This window comes from Shouchella shacheensis, assembly GCF_001484965.1.
Lineage (GTDB): Bacteria > Bacillota > Bacilli > Bacillales > Bacillaceae_D > Shouchella > Shouchella shacheensis.
Map to the genome: position 1 here is coordinate 106,989 of NZ_LLYY01000009.1, position 25,811 is coordinate 132,799.

Genomic DNA, 25,811 nt, shown 5'->3' on the forward strand with positions numbered 1-25,811 from the left:
TTATAGCCACGACGAAGCGCCCCTCTTTCAACGTTCTTACAGTTCTACGCTTGCATAATGCTTGCTTACCGTTTCCACACATTCCGCACAAAGGGTTGGGTGTTCGGTGTGCTCGCCAACAGATTTCTTAACCTGCCAACAGCGTTCGCATGTTTCCCCTTCTGCTTTTTCAACGACGACCGCAAGCCCTTCAAAAACTTGGGCATTCGCAGGAGCTGTTTCTCCTTCTTTCGCTACCGTTGCTTTGGAAACGATAAAGAGTTTCTTCAAGCCATCGGTCGCTTCAAGAAGCGCTCGTTTTTCCGCATTTGGGTAAAGTGTGATCGCCGACTGTAACGACTTGCCAATGACTTTTTCATTTCGGGCTACTTCAAGTGCCTTGAGCACATCATCGCGCAAGTCCATAAAGGCACTCCAATGCGCGCGCAATCCATCCACGTTCCCTTGCTCAAGCGCATCAGGCATGTCAGTCAACTGCACACTCTCTTCTTCAACGCCGGGGATGTTCTCCCATACTTCATCAGCGGTATGCGGAAGCATTGGCGAAATGAGCTTCGCTAAAGCCACAACGACATCATACATCACAGTTTGAATCATGCGGCGCTCTGGATGATCCGCGTGCTCAATATAGAGCGTGTCTTTGGCCAGATCCATGTAGAACGCGCTCAGCTCCACTGTGCAGAAATTACGCACGCCATTGTAGACACTCGAAAAATCATAGCTGTTGTATCCTTTATGGGCCTTGTCGATGAGTTCATTGAGCTTCACGAGCATAAACTTATGAACCCCTGTGATTTCTTCACGATTCACGGCATCACGGGTTGGGCTAAAGTCATGCAAGTTGCCGAGCAGAAAGCGGAAAGTGTTGCGGATCTTCCGGTACGTTTCCGCCACTTGCTTCAAAATGGCATCGGAGACGCGTGTATCTCCTTGATAATCGGAAGAAGCGACCCATAGACGGAGGATATCCCCTCCTAGCTGCTTCATGACATCGTTCGGAACGATGACGTTTCCAAGAGATTTGCTCATCTTTTTGCCCTCTCCATCCATCACAAAGCCGTGACTTAGGACGCCTTTATAAGGCGCCTCGCCGTTGATGGCAACGGATGTCGAAAGAGAAGAGTTGAACCAGCCACGGTACTGATCACTCCCTTCGAAATAGAGATCGGCGGGGAACGAGAGATCATCTCTCTCTTTAAGCACCGCCTGATGCGAAGAACCGGAGTCAAACCAAACATCCATGATGTCCGTTTCCTTTGTAAAGCGCCCATTCGGACTATGCTCGGAGGTAAAGCCTTCCGGAAGAAGATCCTTCGCTTCCCGCTCGAACCATACATTCGAACCGTGTTCACGAAACAGATCGGAGACATGCTGAATCGTTTCTTCGGTAATGATCTCTTGCCCGTCTTCTCCGTAAAACACCGGGATCGGTACTCCCCAGACTCGTTGACGAGAAATGCACCAGTCGCCGCGATCACGCACCATATTGTGAATTCGCGTCTCCCCCCAGGCCGGAATCCACTCCGTCTCGCCGACAGCCTTGAGCAAGTCGTCGCGAAAATCAGCGATCGAAGCAAACCACTGGGAAGTTGCTCGGAAGATTACCGGCTTTTTCGTTCGCCAGTCATGCGGGTAAGAGTGAGTGATAAACGATAGCTTCAAGAGCGAGCCCGCTGCTTCAAGCTTCTCACTGACGGTCTTATTGATGTTGTCGTAGAACTCGCCCTCAAACCCTGGCGCTTCCTCGGTCATCACCCCTTTGTCATCCACTGGACAAAGAACGTCAAGTCCGTATTTCTTAGCGACGAGAAAATCGTCTTCCCCGTGTCCTGGAGCGGTGTGAACACACCCTGTCCCCGCATCCAGCGTCACATGCTCGCCAGTAATGACAAGGGAGTTACGATCGTAAAAAGGGTGCCGGCAAACAATGTTTTCGAGTTCAGAACCTTTTACCGTTTTGGTGAGCTTTGCCTCGCTCCACTCAAGCTCTGATTTCAACGTCTCCAACAAGCCACTTGCCACAACGAATGATCTCCCACCCACGGCTACAACGTTATAGTCAAGCTCTGGATGAACGGCAATTGCTAAATTAGCCGGGATCGTCCATGGGGTTGTTGTCCAGATCACCAACTCATCACTGTTGGAAAGAACCCCTTTGCCGTCCACCACCTTGAACGCTGCATAAATGGAGCCAGAGCGCTTATCATGGTATTCAATTTCCGCTTCAGCCAGCGCGGACTCCGATGATGGAGACCAGTAGACGGGCTTTTTGCCTTTGTAAATATACCCTTTCTTCGCCATTTCGCCGAAAACTTTGATTTGTTCGGCTTCGTAACTCTTATTGAGCGTAATGTACGGATTCCACCAATCCCCGCGAACGCCAAGTCGCATGAATTGCTGTCGCTGAGAATTGATTTGCTCACGCGCGTATTTTTCACACAGCTCACGAAACTCCGCCACCGTCATTTTTTTGCGATTGACTTTTTTCTTTTTCGACAGTGCGGTTTCAATCGGCAGGCCGTGGGTATCCCAGCCAGGCACGTACGGGGCGTGGTAGCCGCTCATTGATTTATAGCGCACGATAAAGTCCTTGATGATTTTATTGAGCGCATGCCCCATGTGAATGTCTCCGTTAGCGTACGGAGGACCATCATGCAAGATAAAAAATGGTCGGCCTTTCGTCCGCTCCTGAACTTTGGCATACACGTTCATTTCTTCCCATTTTTCTTGACGCTTTGGCTCATTGTTCGGCAAGTTTCCGCGCATCGGAAACGCCGTCTTGGGCATGAGCAGGGTCTTTTTGTATTCCATTTCCTTCACTCCTTCAAGTTTAATGATTGAAAAAAAAACGGTAAAAACGACAAAAAACCTCCTCATCCCTAAAAAGGGACGAGAAGGTTTTCCCGTGGTACCACCCTTATGAAAGAGAAGCACTCTTCCACTCTGGCATTCATAACGCGAATGAGACGCTGCCCTCTACTCGCCGGTTCGGCTTTCGCAGGCTAAACTAGAGGGTGATCTTCACATCCAAAATGCATGCCAGGCTTTCACCGTCCCTGGCTCGCTTGCTGCACGAATTTGGTCGCTACTGTCCCTCGTCAACGTTGTCGTAGGATTTATTTGCTTATTATATGGCACGCCTAGCGAGATTGCAACTGCTTATGACTGCCCCTGTTCGCTGAAGAGTGCTTGTTCATCCACTTCGCCCTCTTCGGCTAGCTCTTCCCAATCATCGGTTTGCAGCATTTCCATTTGCGCCTCAATCAGCATCTTGAAGCGCATTTTATAAACGGACGCCTGTTTCTTCAACTCTTCCATTTCCATCATTACTTTTCGAGACTTGGAAAGCGCTTCGTTAACGATGCGGTTTGCGTTTTTCTCCGCTTCTTTGACAATTAGCTGTGATTCTTTTTGCGCATTGCGGCGGACCTCGTCCGCAGATTCCTGAGCCACAAGAATCGACTTGTTCAGCGTCTCTTCAATATTGGTGAAGTGCTCAAGCTTTTCATCCAAGGCACTCACTTGTTCAAACAAGTCTTTCTTCTCCCGCAACACGGCTTCATAATCTTTGATGACTTGATCTAGGAATTCGTTCACTTCGTCTTCATCGTATCCTCGAAATGAACGAGTGAATTCTTTATTGTGAATATCTAAGGGCGTTAAAGGCAACGCAGCCACCTCCATGTACATACTCAATAAGTATTTCGACATATACATTCACGTTCCTGCTTAAAATTTTATGTATCGCCAAATTTCGCAGTACGTAGACACGTCTGCCCGGCCTACCCTTGCTTTTTGCCGAGCACTACGCGGTATTTGTCTTTTTTTGTTCTTCCTTCGATCGCGAGCAGCTTGCTGCGGCCAATTCCTCGAACGGAAAGATAGTCCCCTTCGTCCAGTTTAAAAGAGGGGTCTTCGATTTGTTTCCAGTTGACTTTGACGAGACCTTTGCCAATCGCATCGCTTGCCTTCGTACGCGAAAGACCCGAAACCGCTGCGACGACCGTGTCGAGCCGCATAGAGGAGATCGTTGTAGAGCGTTCAGCCCACGTTTCTTCCGGAATCGCGAACTCTCCTTCATCAGCGCTTTGGAGTTCGATTTTCGCCTTTCCTACTTGGGTGAAGGTCGCTAGCAAGTAGCTTTCCATTTCTTTGGCACAGGCAAACAAGAACGCGTCTTCTTTCACGATAATGTCGCCAAACTTCTCACGCTTCATCCCACTGTTCATCAGCGCGCCTAACACGTCTCGATGATCAAGCGTTAGAAACTTGCTTGAGAACGTCGCTTTTAACACGCTGATTGGCCAATCCACCACCTCGTATTGCAAGTAAGCGGGACGAATCGATGAGCGCTTTCGTTCGCTCCCTCGCGAGCCGCCATCAAAGGCGAGAACCACCTCTTCGCTATGACCAATGACCGAACGCAGAATGTCCTGCTGACGAGGATCAAGAAAATCAGTCATTCGCTCTTGATGGTACGTGCCCGCTTCTTCGCGCCAGGCGAAGACCTGGTCAATAAATGGTTTCTCCTCTGCGCGAAAATGTTCATAAATCGACATCAGAATAGGGAAAGAACCATGTCATGCAAAGCAGGTACCCCCGCAGAAGCAGCGAAACTAAGAAGAATGATGCCGACTAGCGCAGACAAATCAAGCATACCGATAGGGGGAATAAACTCCCTAAAGATTTCAAGATAAGGTTCGCAAATTTTTCCTAGCATTTGACCAAATTGCGATTCCCTCGCATTTGGTAACCATGACATAAAAATATAGATAATCAGCAAAAACCAATAGGCTCGCATGGCCGTTGCCAATAGGCTAAATATCGCCGTAATTGTGCTTTCCACTTCCCTCTTCACCATCCTCTTGCCTCGTCGAACTACATACGCTCGTAGTTTGACTCATTTTGAAGTAAGTCCGAAATCGAACCTGTGATTTCTACATTGTCGGGCGTACACAGAAAAATGCTTGGCCCAAGCTTTTGAATGTCCCCGCCAATCGCATAAACCGTACCACTAAGAAAATCAACGATGCGCAGTGCCTGTTCTTTGGCGATTCGTTGCAAATTAATCACAACAGCCTTGCGTTTTTTTAAATGATCGGCGATTTCCTGCGCTTCCTCGTACGTGCGCGGTTCAAGCAATATCATTTTCGCTGATTTTTGCACACTTTGCAAGCTGAGCACGTTTTTTGAAGACTCGTTCGTCCCTTCACCCCGCTCCTCAATTCGATTAAAGGAACGAGTTTGTCGCATGCCCTTCTCCTCTTCCTCTGGGTAGTCTACATATTCGTGCGTCTCTTCAACATCATCATCTAGGGTAAAATAGCGCTTAAACTTCGATTTCATACTCATCGTACTTCCTCCTTCTTACGGTTATTCACCTCCGACAAGAGCGGAACCAACGCGGATAAATGTGGCGCCTTCCTCTAAAGCGATGCGATAATCATTGGACATGCCCATAGAAAGTTCGGTACAAGGGGCGTGCTCAAGCTGCTGAGCAGCGATTTCATCGCGCAGTTCGCGAAGCTTTCGAAAGCTCGGCCTTGTTTCTTCGGGATCGTTGACAAAAGGAGCCATCGTCATCAGTCCAATAACACGAACGGCTGGATACGAGCGTACCTCCTTGATAAACGCCTGAACGTCTCGAGGAGCTAGTCCACTTTTGCTTTCTTCACCAGAGACATTCACTTGAACAAAACAATTCATCGTCTCTCCTTCTGGCATTCGCTTATGAAGCTCTTTTGCCAGGCTCATTCGATCAAGGGAATGCAGATAGTGAAAGCGCCCCACCACACCCTTTACCTTTCTTGATTGCAGCGAACCGATAAAGTGCCAGCTTCCCCGGTCACCGAGCGCCTCCATCTTTTCGACGGCGCTATCGACACGGTTTTCCCCAATATGATCGACACCGCAATCAAGCGCTTCTCTTGCGGTTTCAATGCTGACATATTTAGTAACAGCCACCAAATGAACACGGTCTGGGTCACGGCCTACCTTTTTACAGCTAGCCACGATGTCGGCTTTTATCGTTGCGAACTTTTCTTCTATCGTCATGTATCCAGCTCACCTTTCGACCTAAGCGCAATCACGCTCATCATTCGGCCCGAACGCCCCTGATCTCCTCGATGTGAGAAAAACTGATGTTCTTTAAACGTACAATATGAAGACATATAGATATGATCTTCTTTGACACCTGCCCGAATGAGCAGCTGCTTGTTTAAGAGGGACAAATTAAGAGAATAATGCCCAGGGCGTGTTTCTTCGAAGGGCATCGTGTCAGCTTCCGGACATACCTTTCGCACTTCTTGCATCACACGCTCGTCCACCTCATAGTGATCAGCGGAGATGCAAGGACCAACTAAGACAAACACGTTTTCAGTTGGAATGTCATGCTCCTTTTTCCACGTGTGAACCATGGTTGGTCCAATTTTCGCTACCGTGCCTTTCCATCCAGCATGCGCCAAGCCGATGAAGCCGTGTGTGGGGGCATAGAAAGAAAGAGGCGTACAGTCCGCATAGAGACTTGTGAGAACGAGACCCTCGTCGCTTGTGTAAAGCCCGTCTGTTCCTAAAAGGGCCGTGTCAAGGGAGGTGGCTCCTCTGCCTGCATCCTCCCTTGTCACATACACGATCCGTGCTCCATGTACTTGCTCACTCCCAATCCAACGGTCCAGCGGTAATCCGATATCTTCTGCGACACGCGTGCGATTTTCAACGACGCTACATGGGTCATCTCCCACATGAAAACCGAGATTCAGCGAATGAAAAGGCCCTTTGCTCACTCCGCCATTTCGTGTCGTAAACCCTGCTAGAAGATGAGGAGAAAGGGAGGAAAAAGTCGTTGCCTGTAAAAAGCGATCCGTCGCGTGCCTATATTCATTTGAGCCCATCAAACGTCTCCTCTCCAAGGCATACTCTTATGTTTCATTCTACCACAACTCCCGTGTGGCAAGAAACGATTCTTTCTCCTTATTTAAGAGTGTTTTCGCGCATGGCTACCTCTGCTTGATAACGTGCCGGAACTTCGACCAATATAACATCTGAGCCTATTTTAATAATATTTTTCCAGGGAATCACGACTTCCCCGTCTTTTTGTTGAAAGAAACTCATTACCTTTCCACCATGACCAATAATAAGAGCCTCAATTTTCCCTGTATCTAAATTGATTTCTAAATCATTTAGTTGACCGAGCCGCTTGCCATTTTCCATGTTTACGATATCCTTTGCCGACAGCTCTGAAATTTTCATCATGAGCCTCACCTCTTTTCGCTTTGTTCTGTAGTCTACTATATGCGCGGGCATCCCTTGTTTATGTGCAAGAAAAAGCACAGGCTCCTTCACATAGCAAGCTCTGGATTACCCAAAAGCGGAGGCAGGTTGCTCAGAAGCGGGAACTTTGGAAGGTCTGCGCGAGAAATCCTCGTCTTGGATTTCCGGGCAGGGCTGAAACATCCCGACGCTTTCTACCCGACGGAGCTAGACCATCCGAAAAGCCGCCCGTCTTCAAGTGAATGAAGCGAGCGGCTTTTTATTTACGTTTCAATATGCTTGTTCATTTGCTGAATGGCGCCCTTTTCGAGACGAGACACCTGGGCCTGGGAGATGCCAATTTCATCGGCTACTTCCATTTGTGTTTTCCCTTCAAAAAATCGCATATTTAGAATGACTTTTTCACGGTCATTTAAGCGAACCATTGCTTCCTTAAGGGCAATTTCTTCTACCCAGTTCACATCTTTGTTGCGCTCATCGCTAATTTGATCCATAACAAATATCGGATCGCCCCCATCGTTGTAGATCGGCTCGAACAATGAGACCGGATCTTGGATGGCATCGAGGGCAAACACGACATCTTCTTTTGGGACCTCTAAAACATTTGCGATTTCCTGAACAGTCGGTTCTTTTTCCCGTTTCTTCTCAGCCATCATTTGATCACGTACTTGCAATGCTTTATAGGCGATGTCTCGGAGTGAGCGAGAAACGCGGATTGGGTTATTGTCACGCAGATAGCGCCTGATTTCCCCAATGATCATCGGAACCGCATAGGTAGAGAATTTTACATTTTGTCCAAGGTCAAAATTATCAATGGATTTCATCAAGCCGATACAGCCCACTTGAAAAAGGTCGTCAACATTTTCACCTCGGTTGTTAAAACGCTGAATGACACTCAAAACTAGTCGTAAATTGCCGTTTACAAGTGTTTCTCTTGCTGGTTCATAACCACCCTGCAATTCTGCGAACAACTCACGCATTTCCGCATTTTTTAGAACAGGGAGCTTTGATGTATCAACGCCACATATTTCAACTTTATTTCGAGTCAATTCTATACCCCCTACAAGGAAGATGATGTCAAAAAAAGTATCTCCCTCGGAGGGAAAAATATGCACCTCCAATCCTCCGACAAAAAGGACTTGACAAGAAAATCGCTGTAGTGACAATCGCGACTGTCTCAAAAATTTTTTAACCACTGTATCCGAAAAGCGGAGGCGGGTTGCTCAGAAACGGAATTTCGGAAGGCCTGACATAAGAAATCCGACCTTAGACAAGGCTTGCCAGGACTGAAAAATCTCCGCGCTTCTACCCGCAGTAACTAAACAAAAAAAGAGGGGATCCCCTCTTTTCCTCAAACCATTTTATTAAATTCTTTTTGCAATCTCTTAATAATGCGCTTTTCAAGGCGGGAAATATACGACTGCGAAATGCCAAGCATATCAGCAACATCTTTTTGCGTTTTCTCCTCTTCCCCTGCCAAACCAAAGCGAAGCTGCATAATTTGCTTCTCTCGATCATTTAATGTGTAAAGAGCTTTTACAAGCAGCTTGCGATCAACCTTTTCTTCAATGCCGCGGGTAATAATATCTTCTTCCGTACCAAGCACGTCTGAAAGCAAGAGCTCATTCCCGTCCCAATCAATGTTCAGTGGTTCATCGAACGATACCTCCGAGCGCGTTTTGTTATTACGGCGCAAATACATGAGAATTTCATTTTCAATACAGCGAGAGGCATACGTCGCTAGCTTGATTTTCTTTTCAGGGTTAAAGGTATTGACCGCTTTGATCAATCCAATGGTACCGATGCTAATCAAATCCTCAATGTTAATCCCAGTATTCTCAAACTTTCTGGCGATGTAAACGACTAGTCGCAAGTTACGTTCAATAAGCACTGATCGCACCGCCTTATCCCCACTTGGCAGTTTCTCAAGCAACTCGGCTTCTTCTTCTTTGGAAAGCGGTGGTGGAAGGGCTTCACTTCCCCCTATGTAATAAATCTCATCCGCTTTTAAACCTAGCTTGTGCAAAATTCGGTACCAGATCAATCTCGCCTTTAATTTAAACACAGTCGTTCCCCCTTGATCGAATGTTGTTAACTTGCTCTTCCTTGAACAAGCTTTGGATGTACAATGCACTGGTAAGCCTCTTCTGGAGAAAGCGTCTGAGACTGCAGTCCAATTAAGACATTGCCCGTCTCGAACGTTTCCCCTTGATGAATCACTTGAATACGGTCTGGTTTAAGCGCCGCCAAGAACGGGTCTGCTTGACCGACGGCTCGAAATGGGACGACGCGCACTCTTGAAAATAAAGGAAAATCCTCGGTTTCCTTCTCCATTGAGAGTGAAACCACGGCATCCATTTGCTTTTTGCCAAATGCCTCATATAACTGATGGGTCTCCAAAATCATCACAGGTGTTTTCGTAATAGGGTCTTTGAGCTGATTCCCGCTATCAATCAGCCCGGTAACGGCAATCTCTTTGTCCTCGATCCACATACGTACCTTTGCTAGCTGGGCGAAGTTGATCTTCTTTTCTTCGAACGTTTCGACCTGATGCTTCGCAAAATAGAGCACCAGCGGGAATCCAATCAGCACAAAACTCCAGCTAACAGCGCTGCCTGCCAACCCGTACCCTGGCAAAGCACCAAGAATGTCCGCATCCGTCTCAAAGAAGTAATGAGTTGCGAACAAACCGCCTCCCGTTACAAAGGTGACAAAATAAAAAGTGGCAAACCCCTGGACAAAAAAAGTGAAACGCTTGTAGCCAAAGGCCATCCAGACAATCACCGCCGAATACCCGAGCTTGATAAAGGCATTGGAGAAAAGTGGCGCCACCGGTGTAAACATCAGGACGACAATAAGAGAGGCAAACAAAGCTGCTAACATCATGCGTATATGCTGGAAGCGACGTTTGAGCATCAAGGCCGTTACAGCAATAAGCAAATAATCAATGCCAAGGTTAAGCAGCCAGATTAAATCAACATATACCGTCATCCCTTTTCCTCCTATTAATTGCTTCAAGTATAGTAGATACGTTTTTGGAAGTCTGTCATTTCATGGCGACAATGGGGTTGTTATTTTGTAAGCTTTTAGCAAACACTGTCAATGCGGGGATAAGGGAAATAGCGAAGGAAATAAAGGAAGAATTGAAAAGCGCAGGCGGGTCGCACCAGAAGCGAGGATTTTGGAAGGCCTGCTACTCGCAATCCCGAATTTGAATTTCAGGGCAGGACTGAAAAACCCCTTGCTTCTACCGCCGAAGCTAGGCAATACGAAAAGCGGAGGCGCCCTAACGACGGTATTATCAAGCCCAGTGTTGGCTTAAAGATGCCTCGAGCAAGCTAGACAACGCAAAAAAGCGATGCATGCGGCATCGCTTTTTTATCGATAGATCTTATCGGTTTCGACGGTTTCTTAAAAAGGTTGGAATGTCGAGCGTATCAGGCTGAGAAGGCGATTCTTCTTCGTTCCCAGAAGACTGAAAGCGCGATTCTCGTTTGGGCTCTTCCCTCATTGGTTGGGAGGCAGAAGCGCCAGGAGACTCTGGACGGGAAGGCTTGCCCTCAGCGTATGTTTCAAAGCCTGTGGCAATCACCGTTACGACAATCTCGTCTTTTAAGTTTTCATTGATGACGGAACCAAAAATCATGTTGACCTCTGAGTCTGACGCTTGAGAGACGATCTCCGCTGCTTCATGGACTTCATAAAGGCTTAGGTTTGAGCCTCCCGTGATATTCATCAAGACCCCTTGTGCGCCATCTAGGGATGTTTCAAGGAGCGGGCTGGAAATCGCCTTTTTCGCCGCTTCTGCCGCACGGTTTTCTCCCGTTGCTATACCAATCCCCATCAAAGCTGAGCCTTTTTCACTCATGATGGTTTTCACGTCGGCAAAATCCAAGTTAATCAACCCAGGAGTGGCAATCAAATCAGAGATCCCCTGGACCCCTTGGCGGAGCACGTTATCCGCTTCTCTGAATGCCTCTAGCATTGGCGTGTTTTTGTCGACAATTTCTAGCAGGCGGTCATTTGGAATGACAATGAGCGTGTCGACCTTTTCTTTCAACGCTCCAATGCCTGAGACAGCTTGAGTTTGGCGCTTGCGTCCCTCAAACGTGAACGGGCGTGTGACAACGCCTACAGTCAGCGCTCCGATTTCGCGAGCCACTTCGGCAATGACAGGTGCAGCACCTGTGCCGGTGCCACCGCCCATACCTGCCGTAATGAAGACCATGTCAGCGCCTTGCAAAAACTCTTCCAGATGCTCTCGACTTTCTTCAGCAGCTTTCTTGCCAATGTCTGGGTTAGCCCCGGCCCCGAGTCCACGGGTGAGCTTTCCTCCTAACTGAAGCTTTTTCTCTGCTTTTGAAAGTTGCAGCGCTTGTGCATCCGTGTTAACAGCGATGAATTCAACACCCTGTAACCCGTTCTCAATCATACGGTTGACGGCGTTCGAGCCTCCACCCCCGACACCTATTACTTTTATTTGAGCAAGCTGCTCCATGTCCATTTCAAAATCTAACATCTCTTATCCCCCTAACCAAACTTCTGCCAGCTTTTTATTCAAAAAACGTACGCATAAACCAATTTTTCATTTTGGAATCCGACTCTGATGATTCATTTGACTTTGTCTTTTCCTTCGCTTCGCGTTTTTCCCGTTTTCGAGGCGGCTCTTCTTGAGTAGCGCCTGTTGCAGCTTCACTTACCGACGCTGCCACTTCTCTTCCTTGTACCTTGCTGTTCTTGTGTGCAAACTGAATCAGGCCAATGCTTACGGTGTACTTAGGTTCACGTACTCCGATATAATCCGGGGTTGCGACACGCACATTCCCCTGAAGCATTTCTTTGGTCAGTTCTAACACACCCGGCAGCATCACCGTACCTCCGGTGAGAACAAATCCACTCGGAAAGCTACGGAACCCAAGGCGAGCAAGCTCTTTGGCCAGAAGTTCGATCATCTCTTCCATGCGAGGTTCTATGACATGAGCAAGATCATATTGCGTCATGGTTTGTTTTTCTGTAGAACCAATACTTTGAACCAAAAACTGCTCCTCACTGGAGGCTTCAGGAATGAAGGCATGTCCATGTTTACGTTTGATTCGCTCAGCTTCTTCTGTTGATACGCGAAGACCTACGGCTAGATCATTGGTCATGTGATCACCGCCAATAGGGAGAACCGATGTTGCGACAAGCGCGCCTTGTTCGAAAGCGGAAATCGTTGTCGAACCTCCACCAATATCCACGATACAAACCCCTAAGCTCTTTTCATCCTTGGAGACAGCCACAGCCCCCGAGGCAAGAGAATTTAGGCAGATGTCTGCGACCTCCAAGTCTGCTCGCTCCACACAACGAAGCAAATTATGTAAAACAGTTTTGGAACCCGTAATCATCGTGCCTTCCATTTCAAGTCGAACGCCGATCATGCCACGCGGGTCCGTAATTTCATCAAGGCCGTCGACGATAAATTGCTTTGGAATAACATCAATAATTTCACGCTCAGGGGGGATGGACATCACCTCCGCAGCTTCCATCACACGCGTGACATCTTCTCCCCCAATTTCACGGTCACTGCTCGAAACAGCAACAACCCCGTGACAGGGGGCAAGAGCTACATGATTGCCGTTGACACCAACGATCACCTGCTTAATCTTAAGCCCTACCATTCGTTCAGCTTGCTCAACAGCGGCGCGAATAGACGTTACGGTCTCGTCGATATCGACAACTGCGCCTTTTCGAATACCTTGCGAGTCAACGCTCCCCACACCTAACACATTAATGGAACCATTTGTAACTTCTCCAATAATTACACGAATGCTAGAAGTTCCGATATCTAGACTTACGTATGTTTCACTTTTCACTAGCGGCACCTCCTCATCAGGACAGGTATGGCTCCATCCTGCCAAACCAGTCATACATCTTCAACACATTTTTAAAGCAAATGTCGTAACAGTTATCGTATACGTACGTATTCAACGTTACGTTTTCGAATCCTCTTTATTTCCTACACTTTCTTACTGTAGTACTTTACGAAAATGGTAGCTAGAGTCCATTACCTACAAGTCTACACTAAGATGAACAACTAGAAAAGCCAAACCTTGGCTGTTTCTAGCAAGCTCTGAATGATTTCCTTAAACAAAAGCTGGCGCCCGAGCCTCTCGCCTTCCTTTTTTACAAAACAATTACAAGAATAAGGAGTTAAAATTGAATCCTTTCTCCTAGATTATGAGTCCTGCTCTTCATAGTCATAGTCTTCGAAGTACGGGCTCATTTTCATATGAAGGACTCCATTACGGTCGGGATCAATTTGCAGAGCAACCGCTGGATACGGCTCCATATTCGCGGCAAACGAATCAATCGAGGTACGCACCTCAATACCATCATTCATATAAAGAGTTACTTGAAGGGAATCTTCTTCAGTCGGCGCATAAACAATTTCCGAAATTCGATTAATGATTTCTGCCGACGTTTGCGTAAGCTCATCTCCTAACTGAGCGATGACTTCCGAATCGTCCATCCCAACGAGGATCGGCGCGTCTCCAGATAACTGATCGTTTGGAATCGGCTCCAGCTCTTCTCCGTTTTGCAAAATGGGGGAGTAGGCACCGTCGTTGTATGCATACGCTACGCGTGGATACTCTTCAACGGTAACAACAACATTATTGGGAAACGCCCTAGAAATGCTGGCGCTTTGGATTTCCTTCATGCCCTCAATGGTTTGTTCCCGCTCCTCGGCTGCCAGATTCCAAATGTTCATCCCTTCCGATAACCCGCTCGCCTCAATCACCTTTTCCTCCGTTGCAATGGCATTTCCAACAACTTGGACACTCGAGATATCGCTAAGCGGAGACTGAAAATAGATAATCGCTACAAGAAGGAAAAAAAATAAGGTCAAAAAAAAGATCAGGCGCCGATTGGCTCGTCTCTTTCTTTCTTCTTTAATGGTTGGTATTCGCTCACTCATTGAAACGACTTTTTCATCATTCATTTTCGGTCCCCCCTATATGATGCTCTCATTCTTTTTAAGAGAGTTCACTCACATAGCATGCTAGGCAAGGTCACACATTCACGCCCTTATTCTAGCACGAAACGTCTTGGAAAAGGGAAGGAAAACACATGATATTTTCAATGATTGACACAGAAACCGAGAAAAGGGCAGCTTTGTCGCTACCCTCCCACCTCTTATCGCGCCTGTCGACTAATATTTAAAAGAACACCTAGAGAGACGAGCATTAACGTGAGCGATGAGCCCCCGTAACTTAACAAGGGAAGCGTAATGCCTGTGACAGGCATTAACCCCGTCACCACCCCAATATTGATCATCACCTGAATGGCTACCATCGAAATGATGCCGGTTGCCAGAAAGCTGCCAAATAAATCCGGTGCACCGAGCGCGATACGAACACCACGCCAGAAGAGAATCGAAAAGAACACGATAACAATGGCCCCACCAACAAACCCCATTTCTTCTGCTAGAATCGCAAAAATAAAGTCTGTCTGTGGCTCTGGCAAGTAAAAGTATTTTTGTCGGCTTTCACCAAGCCCCATCCCTAAGAGCCCACCTGGCCCGATCGCAAACAGAGACTGAATAATTTGAAACCCACTTCCTAATGGATCGCTCCACGGGTCGAGAAAAGATGTGATGCGCTGAACTCGGTACGGCGCTGAGACAACCAAACCTACAAACCCAGCAACACCTAGTAGCCCCAAAAAAACAAAATGGCGGATGCGTGCACCTGCAATAAAAATCATAATCACGCATGTCCCGACCATAACCGCTCCTGTTCCTAAGTCAGGCTGAAGCATGATCATGCCAAATGCAATTAAGACGATGCCGAGTGATGGAACCAACCCTTTCGTAAACGAAACAATCCGCTTCTGGTTGAGCGCCAAGTAGTTGGCAAGAAAGATAATCATGGCAATTTTCATAAATTCAGAAGGCTGAATGGAAAAAGCCCCGACCCCTAACCAGCTTCTAGCACCTCCACGAACAAGACCGACGCCTGGAATCAAAACGACAATCAGCAAAATGAAACAGATGATGACCAGCAGCTTGCTATAGGTACGCCACGTCCAGTAATCCACGCGCATGACCAACAGCATCAGTACAACTCCAGTGCCCGCAAAGAAAAGCTGACGTTTCACAAAAAAGAAAGCATCCTCAAAGCGATACGTCGCCCACGCCGCACTTGCGCTGTATACCATAATCATACCAATGAGTAGGAGCGCAAGCGTAGCTCCCAGCAATACGTAGTCTGGTGCAGATTTTTGCTTATGCATACAACACCTCTACTCGATTTACGACCTCACAGTTAACTATATGAGGCGACTTGAACAAACATGTCCTAAAAACCGAAAAGCGGAGGCGGGTTGGGCAGGAGCGAGGGATCCACCGGCCAGAACGCACCCCCTGTGGCATGGCCGAGGCTCACACGTTCTGCACAAAAAAGAACAAGCACCGTGAACGGGTCACCATGCTTGTCCAAATAACAAATCTATTAGGTAGAAGATAGGACCATCCTTTCACGCCCTACCCTTTTTTAGAGCTTTGCTTGACGGAAAACGCGGAGACATAAGAACCATTCCTCTTCCTAACTTTCTAGTTGTCCGTCAACTGCTCAATCGCTGAGATAAAGGCATCGCCGCGCTCTTCAAAGGTTCTGTACTGATCCCAGCTTGCACACGCCGGGGAAAGCAGAAGCACGTCTCCTTCCTCAGACTCTTCAACAGCGACCGTCACAGCATCCTCAACGCGCTCTGCGTATTGAATCACGTTGACCCCTGCCTCTTTCGCGACGCGAGCCAGTTTTTTCTTCGTTTCGCCGAACGTCACAAGTGCCTTCACATGCTTCAAGTACGGAATGAGCTCGTCGAATTCATTCCCCCGATCCAGTCCTCCTGCTAAAAGGACTACCGGTTTTTCAAACGAAGAGAGCGCCGCCTCGGTTGCGAGCATGTTGGTCGCTTTGGAGTCATTATAAAAAAGGCGGCCTTCCCAGCGTTTCACAAATTGCAGCCGGTGCTTCACGCCTGGAAAAGTCTTGAGCACATGACAAATTTGCTTATTTTTTGCGCCAGCTAGCTTTGCTGTTGCTACAGCGGCAAGGACATTCTCTAAATTATGAAACCCAGGTAAAACCACTTCCTCGAGAGGGAGAATCGCCTCCTCTGCAAACCTGAGTTGGTTATTTTCGATATAAGCTCCATTCTTACATACACTCTTCACCGAAAAAGGAACTCGCTTTGCCTTACAGGCAAATATCGCCTGAGTGACGTGCTCGTCATCAGCGTTGTACACCAAGTAATCGTCCTCAGACATGTTCGCACAGATCCGTGATTTAGCGGCAATGTAACTTTCTTTGTCGCCATGGTAATCAAGATGGGCGTCAAACACATTGAGCCAGACGGCGACTTTTGGTTGAAAGCGTTCCGTCCCCAGCAGCTGAAAGCTTGAAACTTCCAGCACAATGACGTCATCCTCTGTCGCTTGAGCAGCCACTTCACAGGCGACGGTCCCAATATTTCCAGCAATCAATGGCGTGCGCTCGCTCCCCTGAAGCATTTCGTGCACAAGCGTCGTTGTGGTTGTTTTTCCATTTGAGCCGGTAATCGCAAGAAGATCAGCCTCTGAAACAAGCGAAGCCAATTCAATCTCCGTCACCACTGAAATGCCGCGCGACACCGCTTCTGCAACGAGAGCGTTGTGATAAGGAATCCCAGGATTCTTAATCACCGCATCCACTCCTTCAAGTAGTTCAAGCGGATGAGCCCCGCAGACGACGATCGCCCCAAGTGCTTCAAGCTCATCGGCCTGTGGGTTCTCATCTCGTTCCTTTGCGTCATTAATCGTTACCACTGCACCGAGCTGCATAAGAAGCTTTGCACAAGCAGCTCCGCTTTTCGCCATGCCGATAACAAGGACATGTTTGTCTTTATAGCTCGTTATCTGTTTCATTACATCCACACCTCAATATAAATACCAAGCACTGCAAGGACCATCCCCACAAGCCAAAACGTTACAACCACGCGCCACTCTGACCAGCCGGAGAGCTCATAGTGGTGATGCAGTGGGCTCATCTTGAACACTCGTTTTCCGGTTGTTTTAAAAGAAATAACCTGAATAATCACCGAGGCCGTCTCAATCACAAACACCCCACCCACCAAAATAAGCATAAGTTCCATGTTTATCATGATGGCAATTGCCGCAATGGCGCCCCCTAAGGCGAGAGACCCTGTGTCCCCCATGAACACTTTAGCGGGATGGGCATTGAACACGAGAAAGCCAAGGACCGCACCGACGATGGCAGTGGCAAATAGAGCCGTATCCATAAACCCAGCGTTCCACGCGAGAATCGCAAAGGCCCCGAACGCAATCGCTCCTGTTCCTGCAAGCAGACCGTCTAGGCCGTCCGTTAAGTTCACAGCATTTGACCCAGCAAGAAGCATAACGATGACAAGTGCAAAATACAGCCAGCCGAGATCAATCGCAGCCGTCGTTCCTGGAATCGCAACACTTGTGTCAAGACCAACTTGTTGCAAGCCAACGCAAAACCCTCCAGCAATCACAAGCTGACCAACGAGCTTCTGCTTGGAGGTTAACCCTAAGTTTTGCTTTCTGGCAACTTTAAGATAATCATCTAAGAAACCAACAACCCCATACCCCACTGTTACGAGAAGGAGCAGCAGCAATTGTGGACTAAAGGATGTAAGCCACAACCCAATCACGAGCGAGGTAATCAGAACCGAAAGAACAATCACGATCCCGCCCATGGTAGGTGTCCCGCTTTTTTTCTGATGCGACTTCGGGCCCTCTTCACGAATGCTTTGTCCGAACTTCAGTCGGCGAAGGAAAGGGATAAAAAGCGGCGACATTAGCACCGCCAAGCCGAATGAAACAATAAGAACGAGGAGAAGTGTAGACTCTTCCATACTTATTCGTCCCCTTTCTCAGAAGGAAGGACGCCTTCAAGAGCTAGGCCACGCGATGCTTTTAAAAGAATGACCGTATCACTGGCGAAATAAGGCTTAAGTTTTTGCTTCGCTTCGCTCACCGTAGCGGCGTACTCTAATGTCACGTTTTTAGGGGCGAGCGTACGAGCGGCTTCAAAAATCCAGCGCCCTTTCTCACCAACTGCGAGGAGTGTGGTAATTGGTGACGAGATCACTTCAGCCACGCTCGCATGCAGTGCCTCCTCCTCGCTCCCGAGTTCGTAAATATCTCCAAGGACCGCGACTTTCTTGCTATAGCCTGGAATTTCTTTGACAGTATCAACGGCTGCCTTCATAGACGTTGGGTTCGCATTGTACGCATCGTTGACGATCATCGAGCCCTCGGGTCCGTCCGTCTGTTGCAAGCGCATCTCGGTAATCCTAAGGTTGTTCATGCGTTCACGAAGCACCTCACTCGCTATGCCGAGCGAAGAGGCAAGCGCCAGACAATAGGTGACATTCTTCACATTGTGCCGGCCAAGAATGGGGAGCGAAAAGGCCCCTAGTTGAGAAATTAAAAACGAATAGCCGTTACTAGTTGGCGTCACATCCTCAATATGTACGTCCGAACGAGCATCAAACCCTACGGTTCGCATAGAAGTCTTGACATACGGGGCGAGCAATGGTTCATCCCCATCTAGATAGAGCGTCTTCTCCCCAATTAACCCTTTTTCTATTTCCATTTTTGCTTTGGCGATGCCCGCGCGTGAACCTAGAAACTCTAGATGGGCATCCCCGATACTTGTAACAATGGCTGCATTCGGACGAGCAATTTCAGAGAGCCGTTCAATCTCGCCAAAGTGATTCATGCCCATTTCAATCACAGCGTACGTACAGTCGGCTGGCATGGAAAGAAGAGTCAATGGAACGCCAATTTGATTGTTCAGGTTGCCTTTGGTTTTATGAACGACACCGCTCCCCAGAAGCAGTCCCTCTAGCATATCTTTGGTTGTCGTTTTTCCATTTGAGCCCGTAATGCCGATCACAAATGGGTCGACTTGCTTGCGGTAGGCATGAGCGAGCTCTTGCAAAGCCACCAAACTGTCCTCCACAAAATACAGCTGTACATCGTTTCGCAAATCAGCAGGGACAGGGGTATCACTTTGCCAAATCGCTCCTGTGGCTCCCGCTTCAACCGCCTTCTGTAAAAACGTGTGTCCATCAAACCGCTCCCCTACAAGTGGAACAAACAGCGCATTTGCCGCAAGCGTTCGTGTGTCCGTCGAGACGGAGGGGTAAGAACGTGCGTCGTCCGCAAGGCGCGTTGATGATGCGATATGAGTAAGTAGTGAAGAATGTATCGTCATGTCAAACGCTCCTTTAACGCTACGCGCGCTTCTTCTCGGTCGTCAAAATCAATCCGGTCTTGCCCGATTTCTTGGTATGTCTCATGGCCTTTTCCGGCAATCACAATCATGTCGCCTTTTTCAGCAGCAAAAATCGCTTCCGAAATGGCCTGGCGTCGATCGGGCACCACATCATAGTTATCGGCGTTCAGCTCATGAACCATGTCCTCTAAAATTAGAGTCGGGTCTTCCGTCCGTGGGTTATCCGAGGTGAAAATCGCTCTTTCCGCATGACGGACGGCGATATTCGCCATTGTCGGGCGTTTGGTAACGTCCCTGTCTCCCCCACAGCCAACAACGACCGTGACATTGCCTTCGACAAACTCCTGTACGGTCTGGAGAACATTTTCCAGGCTGTCTGGCGTATGGGCGTAGTCAACGATGACGGTAAAATCCTGCCCTTCATCCACCGGTTCAAAACGTCCGGCGACACCAGAGACGTGTTCTAAACTTCTTTTTACCGCAGTAAGGCTAATGCCTGCGGCAACGGCAGCCGCGGCAGCTGCTAACGCATTATAAACACTAAAGGCGCCAATAAGTTTTAAGGAGACATCCACCTTTTCTTGAAAGGCTCTCAAGGTAAACGTCGTGCCGCCTGCAGAGACACGCACATTCTCTGCCCGTACGTCCGCTGTTTTGCGAATCCCATATGTGAGCACATCCACAGACGTCATTTGAATGAGTCTTGGAGCAACTGGATCATCAGCGTTAATGACAGCTGTTTTCCCATCATAGGTGTTCCCAAGCTGGGAAAACAAAAGGGCTTTGGCATACAAGTATTTTTCCATTGTTTCGTGGTAATCGAGATGATCAGGCGTTAAATTTGTAAAGATCGCAATGTCAAAGTCACACCCACGCACCCTGCCTAGATGCAGGGCATGAGAAGAGACTTCCATTAAAGCCGTAGTGACTTCTTTGTCAACCATAGCGTGAAAGCGCTGCTGAAGCAAAAGGGATTCTGGTGTTGTATTTCTTGTTTCAATCACCTCATCCGCCACTCTCGTGTACATCGTGCCAATCAAACCCGTTTCCTCTCCCGCATCACGGAAAATCTGATCGAGGATATGAGTGGTCGATGTTTTGCCGTTTGTGCCTGTCACCCCTACAAGACGCAGTTTTTTTGTCGGTTCTTCGTAAAAGTGGCTAGCGAGTCGCGCCATTGTACGTTTTGTGTCTGAGACCACAATCACAGGGACAGAAACGTCAATGGGACGCTCGGCAATAATTGCCACCGCCCCATTTAACACTGCTTGTTTCGCAAAATCATGACCATCGACCGTATACCCATTTATGCAAAAGAAAAGCGTATCCTCTGTCACAAGACGTGAGTCCATTTCCAGTTTTGTAATCGTAATCGCTTCGTCTTCAGGCGTAAGCGGCCGAACCCCCCGCAATACGTGAAGCAACTCTTTCAACGTCATCATGATGCCTCCAATAGCTTCTACCATCCATCGTGCCTGTTCGATACACAGTTTAATCAAAACGATGAACGATTTATAAGAAAAACATACGTCTTCATTTTAATCGCTCTCGCTCGTTTTGTCACCCATATATACGCGGATTGTAGAATCTATTGCAACGCGAGTGCCTGGTTCAGGGGATTGCCGTTCCACCACGTCCCCTTCGCCCGCCACACTTAAACGGAGGTCATAGTAGGATCGATGGATGTCCTTTGTTGTGCGCCCAATTAGATCCGGCGTTTCCACAAGAGGCTCATCCTGCCATGTCAATTCTTTCTCAATTTGGTCTTCTCTTTTCTCTACACCCATCGCCTCCAGGCTATCACCAATGATATCCCCTACGATCGGTGCTGCTACGATCCCACCGAATTGAAGGGTGTCTTTCGGATTATCGACGGCGACGTAGACGACAATTTCCGGGTCATCGGCAGGGGCCATTCCAATAAAGGAGACGATGTGGTTATTTTCCAAGTATTTCCCGTCTTTGGCCTTCTGAGCGGTACCGGTTTTCCCGCCTATACGGTAACCGTCGACAAACGCTCCTTTTCCTGTCCCTTGAGCAACGACGGACTCAAGGGCATGGCGTACTTCTTTCGAGGTTTCTTCAGAGATGACTTCTCGCTTCATGACGGGGCTAATCGTCTCGACCACCTCTCCTGTCTCGCCATCCACCCACTCTTTTGCGAGCTGAGGCTCATAAAGATAGCCGCCGTTGACCGCTGCCGATACGGCCGCTACTTGCTGCAGGGGAGTCACCGCAACCCCTTGACCAAAGGCCGTGGTTGCTTGTTCAAGCGGACCGACATCCTCCCTGTCAAATAAAATACCTGTGCCTTCTCCCTGCAAATCAATGCCCGTCTTCTGCCCAAATCCAAAGTCTTCGATGTAGTCAAACAAACGATCCTTGCCAAGCTTTTCTCCAAGGGCCACAAAACCTGGGTTACAAGAGTTTTGCACCACCTCTAAGAACGTTTGATGGCCGTGACCGCCCTTTTTCCAGCAGTGCAGGCGATGGCCGGATACTTCAATGTAGCCTGGGTCGTTAAACGTATCCTCTTCAAGGTCTACAAGCTTCTCTTCTAGTGCTGCCGCCAGTGTAATAATTTTAAACGTGGAGCCCGGCTCGTACTGCATCCAGACCGGCTTGTTTTGATTGTAGATTTCTGATGGCACTTCCTGATAATTTTCTGGATTGTAGTGAGGACGGCTGCTCATCGCAAGAATTTCGCCGTTCTTAGGGTTCATCGCGATCGCCATCGCACCGTCTGGGTCGTATGTGGCTTCCGCAATGTCAAGCTCTCGCTCCATGATCGTTTGCACCCGACTATCCACTGCCAGGCGCAAATCAAGCCCATTGACTGGTGGCTCATACTCATCCGCCAAATTGGGCATCTTCGTTCCTTTGGCGGTAGAGAAAAAAGAAACGTACCCTCCCTCGCCCTTGAGTTTGTCGTCATAATAGTGTTCAAGTCCAGTTAAGCCCTGGTTGTCGATGCCCGCAAACCCTAGGACATGGGACAAGTAGCTACCAAACGGATAGTGCCGCTTGGAGTCTTCCGCGATGTAGACTCCGTCTAGACCGAGCGCGCGAACTTCCTGTGCCTTTTCCTGCGTAAGCTTCTGACCTTCGGGACGAATCCAGACGCTAGACTCTTGCTCTGTCACAAAATCATAAGCTTCCTGCTGATTCATCTCAAGAACAGAAGCCAGTTTTTCCGCAGTGTCAGCAGGGTCGCTGATTTGCCTCGGAAAGACAATCACCGACGGAGCACTTATATTCGTGGCAAGAGCCACGTCATTTCGATCAAGAATCTCCCCTCGTTTTGGCTCAAAAGGAATGTTGCGCCCCCATGAATCCTCCGCCTGACCCGTTAACCATTCGCCTTGCCCAAACTGAACGTAGCCAAGCCTGAAAATAATCACAGAAAAAACAGCCAGACCGACGAAAAATGCGATTAAAAGCCGCTTTCGTACGGTTACGTTAGATACACGCACAGGCTTCCCCTCACTTTCTTTGCATAGCGCCTAGAAAGCGCAGACTTGTTAGAGGATATGCCTGTCTTGCTTGGTTTAGAACAAGCTGGGTGGAAAAGCGGAGGCACCCTGCTCACGAGCGACAAGTTTTGGAGCGACGGCAGATCAAGTCTGAACTTGACTTGAACTGGCGGCGTGAAGAACCTCGAGCGAGTGGCCGCCGCAGCTAGACATCACGAAAAAAGGAGGCTGGGTGGACGAAGCGGGTATTGAAAATCATACGTATACGTCATGACCGATCCCCAACAAGTCTCTCTGAGCAACAAGGAACGGGAATTCCTCCCTTCTTACTGTTGGTACCGCTGTTCATAGAAATACAACGGTCTAACAAAAAAAGATGAACGGCCTCCCCAAGTCATTCCGGGATCCGTCCATCGTTTTAAGCAACTCTTTTCCAGCGGCCACCCTTTGGCCGGTTCTACATCACTCTTCTTCCTCTACCTCTGTTTCAGGCTCTTCTATTACCTGTGTTTCAGTCTCTTCTACCTCTTGCTCTACGTCTCCCTCTGTCTCTTCCTCTTCTTCCTGAGTCAAATCCAGCTCCTCGCGAGGGACAAAGGAACCACCGAGCACGTCGCCTCTAGCAATGGTTTCACCGGGCTCGACGCTTTGGGTATCCAAGTAGCCACTGCCTTGGAAACTTGTTTCAAGACCAGCAGAGGAGACCACTTTCATCACATCACGGTAAGACCAGCCATACATATCGGGGAGCTCAACCTCGTCTGCATTCGTCCGTAAAACAATTTTTTCTCCTTGCATCATGCGCGTACCTGCATTTGGCTGCTGCGCTTCGACGGTCCCTTCGTCACCGAGAATATGAACGTCAAACCCTTCATCTTCAAGCTCACTTTCCACTCTGCTCACTCGGGTCCCGATGAAATCTGGAATTTCATAGCCTAACTGCTCGGTCTCTTCTTTGATTTCCTCTTTGGAAGGAGCCACGCTTAAATGTTCAAGGCTGCGCTGCATCACCGTATTGAAAATGTGCGCAACAGGTTCCGTGCCTGGTTGCTCCCCGGTTAGATTCGGCTTGGTAACGGCGACATAAACAACCACTTCTGGGTCTTCATATGGAGCCATTCCCAAAAAGGAATAGGTGTAATTCCCGTGCCCGCTTAAATAGGTTCCACCGCTCGCAATCTGAGCCGTTCCTGTTTTGCCTGCCACTTCTAGGCCATCAATGTCGTAAGCGTTCCCTGAACCAACTTCGTCAGCTACTACACCCCGCAGTAAAGAACGCACCTGTGCCGCCGTCTCCGCAGAAACCGGCTGTCCGACTTGCTCGGGTTCGTTTTCTAAAAGGAGTTCTTCCTCGCCTTCACTTACAATCTCTTTAACCACATACGGTTTCATCATTTTGCCGTCATTGGCGATCGCACTCGCGGCCTGGATAATTTGAATCGGCGTCACCGTGGAGCCTTGCCCGTACGAGGTCGTCGCAGCGTTAATGAGAGAGCCATCAATGATGTTGCTCTCCCCTTCCTGAGGCAAGTCGATACCGGTTTTGTCCATAAATCCAAACTGATCCCAGTACGGGTAAAATCGCTCTGGTCCAAGCTCATCCAAAGCCAGTTTTGTCATAAGAACATTGGACGAGCGAAGCACACCTTCACGGTAAGAGATCGTTCCCCAGCCTTCGGGCTTGACGTCATGAATTTTCGTTTCCGAGTTAATTTCATAGCTGCCAGATTCGAAGGTAGCCTCCTCATCAAAGACCCCTTCTTCAATCGCAGCTGCCAGCGTAAAGGTCTTCATGGTCGATCCGGGCTCAAAGGAGTCAGAAATCGCATAGTTCATATAGTTTTCAACGTCTTCGTATGCGTTCGGATTAAACCCTGGGCGATTGCTCATTCCTAAGATTTCCCCCGTTTTTGGGTCGGCGACAATAGCAGTCATTTTCTCTGGATTGTACTCCTCGTCTACCTTGGTCATCGCCAGTTCCAGGGAAGCCTGAATATTGGTATCAAGTGTCGTGTAGACATCATCACCGTCCTCTGGCAGGGTCACTCTCTCCGCACCCGAAGAAACAGAAAGCCCCCGGCGGTCCATTTCGTATTCAATGAACCCATCCTTCTCCTGTAAATAGTCATCTAATGAGGCTTCGAGTCCTGTTTTTGCCTTCTCCTCGTTGCTGCTTGAATACCCAATCAGATGGGAGGCAAACTCCCCATTCGGATAAAACCGTTTCGTCTCTTCAATGGAGGCAATTCCATCAAGGTCAAGTGCCTCAATTTCTTTCATCTGCTCGTATGTTAAATTCCTTGCTCCGCTCCCAAGTTCAACTTGAAATTTATCTTCTGACAGACGACTTTCCAATTCATTTGGGTCGCTATCAATATAGGGCGCAAGTGTCTCAGCAGTTGCCTCCGGGTCCTCTACGTACTCTCCGTAACTCTCGTCTAAATAGGCTAGTACTTTATACGAAGGGACTTCTTCGGCAATCGCATTCCCGCTCCGGTCAAAGATGTCTCCGCGCTCCCCTGGCAGTTCTTCCGAAGTCGCATAGAACGATTCTGCCATCGCAACTAGGTCATGCCCTCGAACCGTTTTTCCTGCCTGAATGTAGAGGATTCGCCCAAATAACAACAGAAACACACACAGAAACAAAAGCATTAAAAATACCGCGCGCTTATTGGTCACGGCTCGTTTAATATCCACCGCTGTAACCTCCTACCCCGGCTATTTTACAAAAAACTTCTAAAAAAAACTAGTTCGCCTAGGA

At 48.4% G+C, this 25,811-nt stretch carries 21 protein-coding genes and 1 other annotated feature; all 21 genes read right to left on the minus strand.

All coding sequences use genetic code 11. The features are described from left to right. Window positions 1-36: 36 nt before the first annotated feature. Complete coding sequence (gene ileS, locus AVZ68_RS11430) at window positions 37-2,811, minus strand: isoleucine--tRNA ligase (RefSeq protein WP_059104752.1); 2,775 nt, start codon at window positions 2,809-2,811, stop codon at window positions 37-39. A 71-nt stretch (window positions 2,812-2,882) separates the two neighbouring features. Next, window positions 2,883-3,111 (minus strand) — a binding site (T-box leader). A gap of 48 nt (window positions 3,112-3,159) precedes the next feature. After that, window positions 3,160-3,669, minus strand: a complete 510-nt coding sequence (locus AVZ68_RS11435; RefSeq protein WP_059104753.1) for a DivIVA domain-containing protein — start codon at window positions 3,667-3,669, stop codon at window positions 3,160-3,162. Between the two features lie 113 nt (window positions 3,670-3,782). After that, window positions 3,783-4,559: a YlmH family RNA-binding protein gene (locus AVZ68_RS11440; protein WP_059104688.1), complete on the minus strand. Its 777-nt coding sequence runs from the start codon at window positions 4,557-4,559 to the stop codon at window positions 3,783-3,785. Beyond that, window positions 4,559-4,861, minus strand: a complete 303-nt coding sequence (locus AVZ68_RS11445) for a YggT family protein (protein WP_059104689.1) — start codon at window positions 4,859-4,861, stop codon at window positions 4,559-4,561. The genes AVZ68_RS11440 and AVZ68_RS11445 overlap by 1 nt, the downstream gene beginning before the upstream one ends. A 17-nt stretch (window positions 4,862-4,878) precedes the next feature. Continuing rightward, on the minus strand, window positions 4,879-5,352 hold the full coding sequence (locus tag AVZ68_RS11450; RefSeq protein WP_059104690.1) for a cell division protein SepF: 474 nt from the start codon (window positions 5,350-5,352) through the stop codon (window positions 4,879-4,881). A 21-nt stretch (window positions 5,353-5,373) separates the two neighbouring features. After that, complete coding sequence (locus AVZ68_RS11455) at window positions 5,374-6,054, minus strand: YggS family pyridoxal phosphate-dependent enzyme (protein WP_059104691.1); 681 nt, start codon at window positions 6,052-6,054, stop codon at window positions 5,374-5,376. Continuing rightward, window positions 6,051-6,890, minus strand: coding sequence for a peptidoglycan editing factor PgeF (gene pgeF / locus AVZ68_RS11460; RefSeq protein WP_059104692.1), 840 nt, complete (start codon window positions 6,888-6,890; stop codon window positions 6,051-6,053). Before pgeF ends, AVZ68_RS11455 begins: the two co-directional genes overlap by 4 nt. A 79-nt stretch (window positions 6,891-6,969) precedes the next feature. After that, complete coding sequence (locus AVZ68_RS11465) at window positions 6,970-7,251, minus strand: YlmC/YmxH family sporulation protein (RefSeq protein ID WP_059104693.1); 282 nt, start codon at window positions 7,249-7,251, stop codon at window positions 6,970-6,972. Between the two features lie 281 nt (window positions 7,252-7,532). Next, entirely contained in the window at window positions 7,533-8,318 is a 786-nt protein-coding gene (gene sigG, locus AVZ68_RS11470) for an RNA polymerase sporulation sigma factor SigG (protein WP_059104754.1), read from the minus strand. Window positions 8,319-8,620: 302 nt separating this feature from the next. After that, the gene (gene sigE / locus AVZ68_RS11475; protein ID WP_059104694.1) at window positions 8,621-9,334 is read right to left on the minus strand and encodes an RNA polymerase sporulation sigma factor SigE; all 714 of its coding nucleotides are present in this window, start codon (window positions 9,332-9,334) and stop codon (window positions 8,621-8,623) included. 26 nt (window positions 9,335-9,360) lie between these two features. After that, the gene (gene spoIIGA / locus AVZ68_RS11480) at window positions 9,361-10,260 is read right to left on the minus strand and encodes a sigma-E processing peptidase SpoIIGA (protein WP_059104695.1); all 900 of its coding nucleotides are present in this window, start codon (window positions 10,258-10,260) and stop codon (window positions 9,361-9,363) included. A 400-nt stretch (window positions 10,261-10,660) separates the two neighbouring features. Then, window positions 10,661-11,788 (minus strand): cell division protein FtsZ, encoded by a 1,128-nt coding sequence (ftsZ, locus tag AVZ68_RS11485; RefSeq protein ID WP_059104696.1) that lies wholly within the window; start codon window positions 11,786-11,788, stop codon window positions 10,661-10,663. 34 nt (window positions 11,789-11,822) lie between these two features. After that, entirely contained in the window at window positions 11,823-13,175 is a 1,353-nt protein-coding gene (gene ftsA, locus AVZ68_RS11490; RefSeq protein ID WP_059104697.1) for a cell division protein FtsA, read from the minus strand. Window positions 13,176-13,483: 308 nt separating this feature from the next. Further along, window positions 13,484-14,248 (minus strand): cell division protein FtsQ/DivIB, encoded by a 765-nt coding sequence (locus tag AVZ68_RS11495; protein WP_059104698.1) that lies wholly within the window; start codon window positions 14,246-14,248, stop codon window positions 13,484-13,486. A gap of 194 nt (window positions 14,249-14,442) precedes the next feature. Further along, window positions 14,443-15,540, minus strand: coding sequence for a stage V sporulation protein E (spoVE, locus tag AVZ68_RS11500; RefSeq protein ID WP_059104699.1), 1,098 nt, complete (start codon window positions 15,538-15,540; stop codon window positions 14,443-14,445). 319 nt (window positions 15,541-15,859) lie between these two features. Then, entirely contained in the window at window positions 15,860-17,215 is a 1,356-nt protein-coding gene (gene murD / locus AVZ68_RS11505) for a UDP-N-acetylmuramoyl-L-alanine--D-glutamate ligase (protein ID WP_059104700.1), read from the minus strand. Then, the gene (gene mraY, locus AVZ68_RS11510) at window positions 17,215-18,189 is read right to left on the minus strand and encodes a phospho-N-acetylmuramoyl-pentapeptide-transferase (RefSeq protein WP_059104701.1); all 975 of its coding nucleotides are present in this window, start codon (window positions 18,187-18,189) and stop codon (window positions 17,215-17,217) included. Before mraY ends, murD begins: the two co-directional genes overlap by 1 nt. Before the next feature lie 2 nt (window positions 18,190-18,191). Next, window positions 18,192-19,556: a UDP-N-acetylmuramoyl-tripeptide--D-alanyl-D-alanine ligase gene (locus tag AVZ68_RS11515; RefSeq protein WP_059104702.1), complete on the minus strand. Its 1,365-nt coding sequence runs from the start codon at window positions 19,554-19,556 to the stop codon at window positions 18,192-18,194. Then, on the minus strand, window positions 19,553-21,016 hold the full coding sequence (locus AVZ68_RS11520; RefSeq protein ID WP_059104703.1) for a UDP-N-acetylmuramoyl-L-alanyl-D-glutamate--2,6-diaminopimelate ligase: 1,464 nt from the start codon (window positions 21,014-21,016) through the stop codon (window positions 19,553-19,555). The genes AVZ68_RS11515 and AVZ68_RS11520 overlap by 4 nt, the downstream gene beginning before the upstream one ends. Before the next feature lie 99 nt (window positions 21,017-21,115). Further along, window positions 21,116-23,050, minus strand: coding sequence for a stage V sporulation protein D (locus tag AVZ68_RS11525; protein WP_059104704.1), 1,935 nt, complete (start codon window positions 23,048-23,050; stop codon window positions 21,116-21,118). Between the two features lie 462 nt (window positions 23,051-23,512). Then, window positions 23,513-25,747 carry a penicillin-binding protein gene (locus AVZ68_RS11530; protein ID WP_059104705.1) on the minus strand — a complete coding sequence of 745 codons (2,235 nt, stop codon included), beginning with the start codon at window positions 25,745-25,747 and terminating at the stop codon, window positions 23,513-23,515. Between the last annotated feature and the right edge of the window lie 64 nt (window positions 25,748-25,811).